Genomic DNA, 9,395 nt, shown 5'->3' on the forward strand with positions numbered 1-9,395 from the left:
AGCTTTTTTGGGGGGACACTCTGCCAGGGGCGCCCCGTTGGGCCTCGCGATGGCGTTTTGAAGTTGCGCTTTTCTCACAACCCGACGCGTCAGCGAGGGACCCACCGGCTCGTTGCGGTGGCATGCGGTCCCTCGCTGACGCGTCGGGTTATGACAAACCCAATGCCTCACGCAAAAGCGCAACTTCAAAACGCGTCAGCGAGGCGAAGTCAACATCGTTTTTTCCTCGCTGACGCTTCCGGATTTGAGAAAAGCGCAACTTCAAAACGCGTCAGCCAGGCATTTCCCGCCCGATCGACGCGTCAGCGAGGCCCGCGCAGCAGACCCGACGGCCAAGATGGCGTCGCGCTGGTCCTTGCCACCAACCGATATGAAACGCTCGCGTTGACCGGAACTCAGCAGCAACAGTCGCCCGAGCAGCAATCGGAGGTGGTTGGCAATGAGATCGAGGCAGGTTTGTCCGAGTTGTCGCTGGAGTAGACCGCGAAATGATCGACGATCGTTTCACGCGAAGCCGCCTCGGCGAGTTCATCGGTGCAGACTTCGCCTCGCGTGTACATGCGACCGGCGTCGTCACACACGTACTTGAACGGCCCGCGATAGACTCGTTGGAATCCACTCGTTGCTGCACTTCCGGATTCGATTGCATCTTCATCGGGTCGAGTTGCGATCACGGTCATCGATCGAAACGCGATGCCTTCGACGACGCGCCACGGTTCGGTTTGCAATTCCGCGATTTGGAGGTCTTCGAAACCAGCGTTTTCAAACGCTTCCAAGAACGCCGATTGTTTGTACGCGCCGGAGATGCAACCACTCCACAGTTCCGGGTCGGCTTGCATTGCTTCGGGCACCTCTTCGTCACAAACGATGTCGCTGATCACCGCTCGCCCGCCCGGTCGCAAGACACGGAAGATCTCGTCGAACAACAATTCCTTCTCATCGGCATCGACCAGGTTCAACACGCAGTTGCTGACAACGACGTCGATCGTTTCGTCGTCGATCATGGGCGACTCCCGACGTTGCTCGGCCAGATATGCCTCGAGTGCACGAAGTCCCGCATCGTCGGTCACCGGATGCTGCTGCAAGTAAGCCTGGACCTCATCGCGATCGATCGCCAAGTCTTGAATCTTGCCCTTGCGAAACGAGACGTTGTCGTACCCGATCGCGTCGGCAACCTTGGGCTGCGACTCACGAGCCAACTGGAGCATGTCGTCGTTCATATCGACGCCGATCACTTGGCCTTGTTCGCCGACCACTTGCGAGGCGATGAAGCAGATCTTTCCGCCGCCGCTACCCAGATCCAGAACGGTCTCGCCGGGACGAACATACTTGGATGGATCACCACAACCGTAATCCCGATCGATCACCTCTTGCGGGATCACCTTCAGATACTTCGCGTCGTAGTCGACCGGGCAACAAAGTTCGGCCTCACGTTCCTGGGCCGCTTGGGCGTAACGTTCACGAACCGCGGCTTCCACATTCAAAGACGACATATCGATGCACCAAGAGAGAAGAGGAGAATGAAAATTTCGAAAATTCGATCGCACAAATGACTCGGACGCCAACTGACTCGGACGCCACCCCCCCGGTTGACCAGGCCATCCGGCTGAGCAGGCGATCCGTTTGTTCAGCCGAGCAGTGCGCCACCACAACTGCTGCCGGCCCCGGCGGTGCATCCGTAGCAATGATCCGCCAAAGCGATCGGCTGGTCCACCAGCTCATCGAGCGATTCAATGGACCAGACCGTGCGTGATTTTTGCGACAGATCGATCATCTGGTTGAAATCGCAATCGTAAATTTGACCGTCCCAACTGATCGAGACCAGTGACCGGCACATCACCTCTTCCGTCGCTTGCGCGTTGAAATTTTCTGACAACAGACGCAGGTAATCGTCCAGCAAACCACGTTTCTGAAGAAACTGAGCGTATCGACGAATGGGGATGTTGGTGATCGTCAGCAAATTTCCAAACTCGATTCCATATCGAGCCGCCAATTCACGACGGTAGTCAGCTTCCAATTTGGCTTGGTCTGGCGGAAGCGAAGGCCCGGTGGGGTTGTAGACCAAATCCAGGCGATGCGAGTCGCTTCCGCGTCGATAACCGAGTTCGTTCAGTCGGAGCAGCCCATCGACGCTGCGTCCAAACACCCCACCACCGCGTTGGCCGTCCACGTTGTCTTCCAAATAACACGGAAGCGAAGCCACCACATCGATTTCGTTCTCAGCCAAGAACTCTGCCACCCATTCGTAGCCAGGTTCGCTAAGGATGGTCAGGTTGCAGCGGTCAATGACTCGCAAACCCGCCGCTCGAAACGTTTTCGCCAAGCGGCGGAAATTCGGGTTCATCTCCGGTGCGCCGCCAGTCAAATCGACCGTGGTGATCGCGGGGCAAGCTGCCACCAGTTCCAGCAGACGATCCGCAGTTTGGTCGTCCATGTTTTCGCGTTTTTTCGTTGGTCCCGCGTCCACGTGACAGTGAGTGCAGGTTTGATTGCAAAGTTTGCCGAGGTTGATCTGGAGCTGATTCAGTCGACTTCGCTGCAGCTTTCCATCCTCCAGTCGCGACGCGAATGTTGGCACCACGCCGGTGGGCAAACCTTCGTTCACAATCGGCAGCAGACTCGACACAGGGGCTTTCTCCAAAGATTGAGCGGGGCGGTAGGACCGATTCAAATCGTACGATCCGTCGTCAACAACAGCTCACTTCGAGCACTGGAGCCAGAATGGTCGAAATGGAAACCATCTGAGCGGCATCAACGTACAAGATGACCAACGAAGTCCTATCCCCGTTATTGCGACAAAACGGTAGGATGACGTGAGCACGGTATGGGGAACCGGCCGGTTGTGCGTCGAAGTTCGTTTTCACAAGAAGCATTTGTGTAACGATTTTCCCTGCAATTGATTGGTTTTTAAGGCGGCGGAACGAAGCTTCCCTCGTCTTGTGGGTGACTTGTGGCGTACAGTTTGCGTAGGGAAACAATTCGGGTCGAAAGATTCGCCAGTTTGACAGTCGGTCTGGTCTAAGGGACGGAGAATATGTACGAACGGTTTACTGACCGAGCCAGGAAAGTCATGCAATTGGCTAACCAAGAGGCTCAACGATTCAATCACGAATACATCGGCACCGAACACATTTTGTTGGGGTTGGTGAAAGAGGGCAGCGGTGTGGCTGCCAACGTGTTGAAAAATCTCGAGGTTGATCTGCGAAAGATCCGCCTGGAAGTCGAGAAATTGGTGCAAAGCGGGCCAGAAATGGTGACCGTTGGCAAATTGCCACAAACACCACGTGCGAAGAAAGTCATCGAATACTCGATGGAAGAAGCACGCAACCTCAACCACAGCTACGTGGGTACCGAGCACATCCTGCTGGGATTGCTTCGCGAACAAGAAGGCGTCGCCGCTCAGGTTCTAATGAACCTCGGGCTGAAGCTGGAAGATGTCCGCGAAGAAGTCCTCAACTTGCTGGGACACGGTCTCGAAGGCGCTGAAGTTGGCGAACGCGGTGGCCGTGGTGGCGACAGCGAGGGCAGCAGTGGCGGCAGTGGAAGCAGCAAAAGCGGGAAGAGTAAGACCCCCGCGCTGGATAGCTTTGGTCGCGACCTGACCGAACTGGCCAAGAAAGGTGAACTGGATCCGGTCATTGGCCGCGAACGAGAAATCGAACGCGCCATCCAGATCCTGTGCCGCCGAACGAAGAACAACCCCGTCCTGCTGGGCGAAGCCGGTGTCGGTAAAACCGCCATCATCGAAGGTTTCGCACAACGAGTCATTGGCGGTGAAGTGCCGGAGATCCTGGCCGACAAACGCATCGTTGTGCTCGACCTCGCCATGATGGTCGCTGGCACCAAGTACCGCGGTCAGTTCGAAGAACGCATCAAAGCGGTCATGACCGAAGTGCGACGCGTCAAGAACACGATTCTCTTCATTGACGAACTTCACACCCTGGTCGGTGCGGGTGGTGCCGAAGGCGCCATCGACGCGGCCAACGTCCTGAAGCCAGCCTTGGCTCGGGGTGAAATCCAGTGCATCGGTGCGACAACCCTCGACGAGTACCGCAAGTACATCGAAAAGGACAACGCGCTCGCTCGTCGATTCCAAGAGATCATGGTCGAACCGACCGGCAAGGAAGAAACGATCGAAATCCTGAAAGGATTGCGTGAACGGTACGAAGAACACCACCGCGTGCAATTCACCGACGACGCCGTTGTGGCCGCCGTCGAAATGAGCGAACGCTACATCACTGCTCGCTGCTTGCCCGATAAAGCCATCGACGTGATCGATGAAGCCGGTGCTCGCGTGCGTCTTCGCACCATGACTCGTCCACCAGACTTGAAAGAGATCGACGAACAAGTCGAAACGCTGAACAAAGACAAAGAAGACGCGGTTGCCAACCAAGACTTCGAAAAAGCCGCGAACCTGCGTGATCAAGCAGAAAAACTTCGCAAGAAGAAAGAGCAGATCACTCAAGAGTGGCGTGAAAAGAGTCAGCAAACCGATGGAGTCGTCGACGAAGAAATCATCGCGGAAGTCGTCAGCAAAATGACGGGCATTCCATTGACTCGACTGTCAACGGAAGACTCGTTGCGTCTGCTGAAAATGGAAGAAGAACTGCACAAACGCGTCGTCAGTCAAGACCAAGCGGTCACGGCCGTCGCGAAAGCAGTCCGTCGCAGTCGTTCGGGATTGAAAGACCCCAAACGCCCGACCGGATCGTTCATCTTCGCTGGGCCAACCGGTGTTGGTAAGACGTTGCTCGCCAAAGCGCTCGCAGAATACATGTTCGGCGACTCAGACGCATTGGTGCACATCGACATGTCCGAGTACATGGAGAAACACAACGTCAGCCGTCTGATTGGTGCCCCTCCCGGATTCGTGGGTTACGAAGAAGGTGGTCAGCTCACCGAAAAGATTCGCCGGCGTCCGTACGCTGTGGTCCTGTTCGACGAAATCGAAAAGGCTCACCCAGACGTCTTCAACATGCTGCTTCAAGTCATGGAAGAAGGACGTTTGACGGACTCGTTCGGTCGTAATGTCGACTTCCGAAACACGATCCTGATCATGACCACCAACGCCGGTGCGGAAGCGATCAAGAACGAATCCGCATTCGGTTTCCAAAAACCCGATGGCGACGCGAGCTACGACTCGATGAAGTCTCGTGTGATGGACCAAATCGAACGCGTCTTCCGACCTGAGTTCCTGAACCGTTTGGATGACACGATCATCTTCCGTCACCTGACGACCAAGGACCTGAAGGGCGTGATCGACTTCGAACTTTCGAAAGTTCGCGAACGCTTGCTGGAACGTGGCTTGGCCATCGATCTAAGCGACGAAGCGAAGGAGTTCTTGATCAAGAAGGGAAGCAACCTCGATTATGGAGCTCGTCCACTTCGACGTGCCATCGAGCAACGCATCGAAGATCCACTCGGCGAAGAATTGCTGCGTGGTGCTTTTGAAGGCAAGGACACGATCATCATCGACGTTCACAAAGACGACAGTGGCAAGATCACGCGTCTGAACTTCGAAGGCGAAAGCCGCGGCTGGGCAGAAAGCGATTCCGAAGAGGAAACCGTGCCGGCCGCCAGCGGTGACGATCAATCAAAATCCGACGAATCGTAGTTCGCTCCGCGAATGAAACCTCTCATGCCTCGGCGAGTCCTCACTCGCCGAGGCATTTTTTTTGCCCCCACGGCCCGTTGCCCGCATCCATCTCCCATCCACTTGCCAGCGATGCCCCCGACCGCCAACCACCACACTCCCGCTGACGGCCACCCTCAAGCTGAACTGTGGCTGCATCCACTGGGACAACTCGAAGACCTCGAAGCATCCTTCGAGCGACTCGCGGAACTAGAACATCGACTCTGGTTCGACTCCGTTTCGGATCACGCGCACGACCGTGGACGCTACTCATTTTTGACGGCTGATCCGATTGGATGGCTGCATGCGACGCTCCTTGATCCCGACCCCTGGCCCACATTCCATGAGTGGTGCTCGCGACTGCCGAAATTCCATCACGCCGCCGAACTGCCACCGTACTGCGGCGGACTGGCGGGGCTGGTCGCCTACGAAGCAGCCTGGTGGTTGGAACCAAGCGTTCGAATGCCACCGTCATTCCTCGGCGAACAGCCTCCGGTTGGTTTGGCGATTGGGATCTACGACTGGACGATCGCGGTCGACCACTCCACCGGCTCAGCCACATTGATCAGCAACGGCCTCAACAAGGACCTGGTCGCTGACTCACGCAGAGCACAGCAACGCGGCGAAGCAATCCTGGAACGACTTGCAGCTCCGCCGCGTGCGCCCACCACCAAGGAAACCAAGCAGTCAACGCCATCGGCTTCGTTCGGCTTCCCAACCGAAACGCCCGGCGTCCGCAGTAACTTTGACTCACCTCGCTACATCGCTGCCGTTGCTGAAATCATCGATCGCATCGGCGCGGGCGACTCGTTCCAAGTCAACCTCGCTCAAACACTCACGCACGAAGCAACCTGCCGTGCGGATCAACTTTACTGCCGACTGCGTCAATCCAACCCAGCACCGTACGCGGCGTTCTTTGACATTGGCAGCGAGCAAATCCTGAGCTCTTCACCGGAAGGTTTCCTTCAAATCCGCGACCGTCGCGTCGTCACGCGTCCGATCAAAGGCACGGTGCCTCGAACCGGCGATGAGATCGAAGACGAGCGTTTGGCACAGGAACTCGGAGGCAGCGCCAAGGATCGCGCCGAAAACATCATGATCGTGGACCTGATGCGAAACGATCTTTCCATCGCCTGCCAAGACGACAGCGTTCGCGTCACAGGTCTCTGCGAAATTGAACGCTACCAAAGCGTCCAGCATCTCGTGTCCACCGTCGAAGGCCAACTGCGAGACGATGTCACCATCAGTGAATTGCTTGCGGCCTGTTTTCCCGGAGGAAGCATCACCGGGGCGCCCAAGATCGAAGCCATGAAAACGATCGCGCGCCTCGAAGGCCAACCGCGAGGAGCCTATTGCGGATCGATCGGCTACGTGAGTGTCACTGGCAACGCGGACTTCAACATCCTGATTCGAACCGTGACCCAACGAAACGGCCAATGGCACTTCGCCGTTGGTGGAGGGATCACTGCACGCAGCGAACCGCAAAGCGAACTGGATGAAACCTGGACCAAAGCCGCGGGTCTGCTGCGTGCAATTCGCTCGATCGAAAGATAACTCACCTGCACGACATTCCATCGAGGCTCACGACTGCGCCTGGTTCAATTCCGCCGCCAATTTTTCGCGGAAAATCTTGCTATTGTGCCGAATGTCGACCGGCAGCGGTTGATCACGAATGACAAACCGATCGATCCGTCGGGTCAGCGGGTTTCGAGACGCCCGCTCGCGAAGTTTGTCCTCCAACTCCTTCGCCCGAGCAGAATCACCAGCGATCGTCAGGTCCACGGGCTGCACGACCAACACGGGAATTTGCTGGCCCGGTCCCCCCACGCCAACCAGCGCGCACTTGTCGACTTGTTCATCGACATTGAAAACCGATTCGCATGGAATCGTGAAAAACGTTCGCTGAGTGGAAACAATTCGATGAGCCTTCCGTCCGCAAAACCAGAAACGATTTTGCTCATCGAGATAACCAACATCCCCCATTCGATGCCAAAACGTTCCGCCAGACTCATCATGCACTTTGTGCAGAGCGTTCTGATCCGCTCGGGTGACATACCGCTTGGTCACCATTGGACCACTGACTATCAATTCCCCAATTTTGCCTCGCGGCAACTCGTTGATTTCATCTACGCTCGCGATGGGGCCATCATCAATTTCGATCACCTTCCAGTGCACGCCCTCAAACGGAGAGCCCACACAAACGCCTTTGCCCTTGGCTGCCGCCGGCCCCGTTTCCGCGATCACGACACGCGATTCGATGGATGCGATCGGGAGAGCTTCCGTCGCGCCGTAGGGCGTTTCAATCTTGGCATCTTCGTGAACAAATCGACGAAGCGACTGCAGGGTCGCAGCCGGAACGGGGGCCCCTGCCGATAGCACACGTTTCAAAGTTGGAAACGGTCTCCCCACCGCATTGGCTTCGCACCACCGTGTGACCGTTTTCCAAAGAGCCGGGGAACCAAATGACTGGTCCACTTCCCATTGCCGGGCTGCCTGGATCAATTTCTGCGGGTCCACGTCGGCTGGTCGAATCGGGTCCATGTCGGGAATGACGGTCGTCACCCCCATGACCGCATCAAACAAACCGAACAACGGAAAGCACGCGAGATCACGCGAGCCTTGCCGAATCTCGTAGCGGTTTCGAATTCGATCGATCTGGGCATGGAAGGTTTGATGTGTGTACGCCACCCCCTTCGGCGGCCCCGTGCTTCCGGTGGTGAAGATCACAGCCGCGTCGTCGTGCGTTTGCACATCGGGAAGCGTCAACATTGGGTCCTGGTTTCCCATCTCCATGATTTGCTTGAGCGTTTTCCCGCCCCAGAACCAACGACGCCCCACCGTGATGTTGTGTTTCGCATTGGGAAATTTACTTCGCAGAATCGTTCTGATTGCCTGTGCTTTTGGAATCCCTAAAAAGCCGTCTGGATTCACTTCCTGCAAGCACCCAATCAGATGCTTGCGATCCATTCCCGGATCGATCAGAACGACCACCACGCCGGCTTTCATCATCGCGAACACGAGTTCGATGAACTGAGCGCCAAAGGGAACCAAACTGACCAGACGCATCCCCGGCTCAATCCCCGAAGCCAACAAACCACGAGCGATTTGCGAGCTGCGTTCATCCAATGTCTTGAATGTCGTCAACGCAAAATCGCGGTCCGAACCATCTCGTTTGGCCGGCCCCGACGGTTCGGCAATCGCAATGCCACCGGGTAAAACTCTCGCAACCGCACTCAAACGCGATGCGACATTGCCGGTCGCTCCCGCGGTGCCAGCAAGAACTTGAGATGATTCTCGACTGCATGGACCATCACTCATTTTCGTTCACCATCACTTCGAGAATTTGATCCGCAATTGATTCCTGCACGACCTGCTGAGCCCCTTTCCAACCGGGGATCCCGTTGACCTCGATCAGTTGAAGCTCCCCCGCCGAGGTTTCCAACCAATCAATCGCCGCAAACTTCAATCCAAAATCACCACAAACCTGTCGAGCCAACCGATCCCAGGTCGCGTCCATCGGCACAAGCTCGCTCCGCCCTCCGCCACGAACATTGGTCCGAAAATCCGATGCATTGCGACGCCGAATCGCGTGCGAGTGATCACCGATGACCAAGACCCGCAAATCAACGCCTCCGGGCGGCACGAATTGCTGGACATAAATGACCGCGTTCATTTGAGCGAGTGTCGAGAACGTCGTCCAAGCCAACTCAGCATCGCGCAGGCGCATCACCCCACGACCTTCCCCTCCAAAGATTGGCTTGAC

The 9,395-nt window shown here is 56.5% G+C and carries 6 protein-coding genes; 2 read left to right on the plus strand and 4 right to left on the minus strand.

The features are described 5' to 3' along the window. Nucleotides 1–395: 395 nt before the first annotated feature. Nucleotides 396–1,484 (minus strand): methyltransferase domain-containing protein, encoded by a 1,089-nt coding sequence (locus tag ACF8AM_RS15595; protein ID WP_392556525.1) that lies wholly within the window; start codon nt 1,482–1,484, stop codon nt 396–398. Nucleotides 1,485–1,627: 143 nt separating this feature from the next. Continuing rightward, nucleotides 1,628–2,626 carry an arsenosugar biosynthesis radical SAM (seleno)protein ArsS gene (gene arsS / locus ACF8AM_RS15600; protein WP_392556526.1) on the minus strand — a complete coding sequence of 333 codons (999 nt, stop codon included), beginning with the start codon at nt 2,624–2,626 and terminating at the stop codon, nt 1,628–1,630. 408 nt (nt 2,627–3,034) lie between these two features. Between arsS and ACF8AM_RS15605 the strand changes: the two genes are divergently transcribed. Both ACF8AM_RS15605 and ACF8AM_RS15610 read left to right on the plus strand, forming a co-directional pair. Continuing rightward, a complete protein-coding gene (locus tag ACF8AM_RS15605) occupies nt 3,035–5,614 on the plus strand; it encodes an ATP-dependent Clp protease ATP-binding subunit (protein WP_392556521.1) in 2,580 nt (859 codons plus the stop codon). A gap of 24 nt (nt 5,615–5,638) precedes the next feature. Beyond that, entirely contained in the window at nt 5,639–7,186 is a 1,548-nt protein-coding gene (locus tag ACF8AM_RS15610; protein WP_392556522.1) for an anthranilate synthase component I family protein, read from the plus strand. 27 nt (nt 7,187–7,213) lie between these two features. Here the strand turns inward: ACF8AM_RS15610 and ACF8AM_RS15615 are convergent, their stop codons facing one another. Next, the gene (locus ACF8AM_RS15615; protein WP_392556523.1) at nt 7,214–8,950 is read right to left on the minus strand and encodes a fatty acid CoA ligase family protein; all 1,737 of its coding nucleotides are present in this window, start codon (nt 8,948–8,950) and stop codon (nt 7,214–7,216) included. Continuing rightward, nucleotides 8,943–9,395: RimK family alpha-L-glutamate ligase (locus ACF8AM_RS15620; RefSeq protein ID WP_392556524.1), on the minus strand; the 453-nt coding region annotated here is incomplete at its 5' end. The genes ACF8AM_RS15615 and ACF8AM_RS15620, both read right to left, overlap by 8 nt.

Source organism: Rhodopirellula sp. JB055, assembly GCF_043100905.1.
GTDB lineage: Bacteria > Planctomycetota > Planctomycetia > Pirellulales > Pirellulaceae > Rhodopirellula.

Bases quoted from the DNA above. Each gene is read 5' to 3' on its own strand.
- ACF8AM_RS15605 (WP_392556521.1), top strand. From the start codon at position 3,035: ATGTACGAACGGTTTACTGACCGAGCCAGGAAAGTCATGCAATTGGCT.
- ACF8AM_RS15610 (WP_392556522.1), top strand. From the start codon at position 5,639: ATGCCTCGGCGAGTCCTCACTCGCCGAGGCATTTTTTTTGCCCCCACG.
- ACF8AM_RS15615 (WP_392556523.1), bottom strand. From the start codon at position 8,950: ATGAGTGATGGTCCATGCAGTCGAGAATCATCTCAAGTTCTTGCTGGC.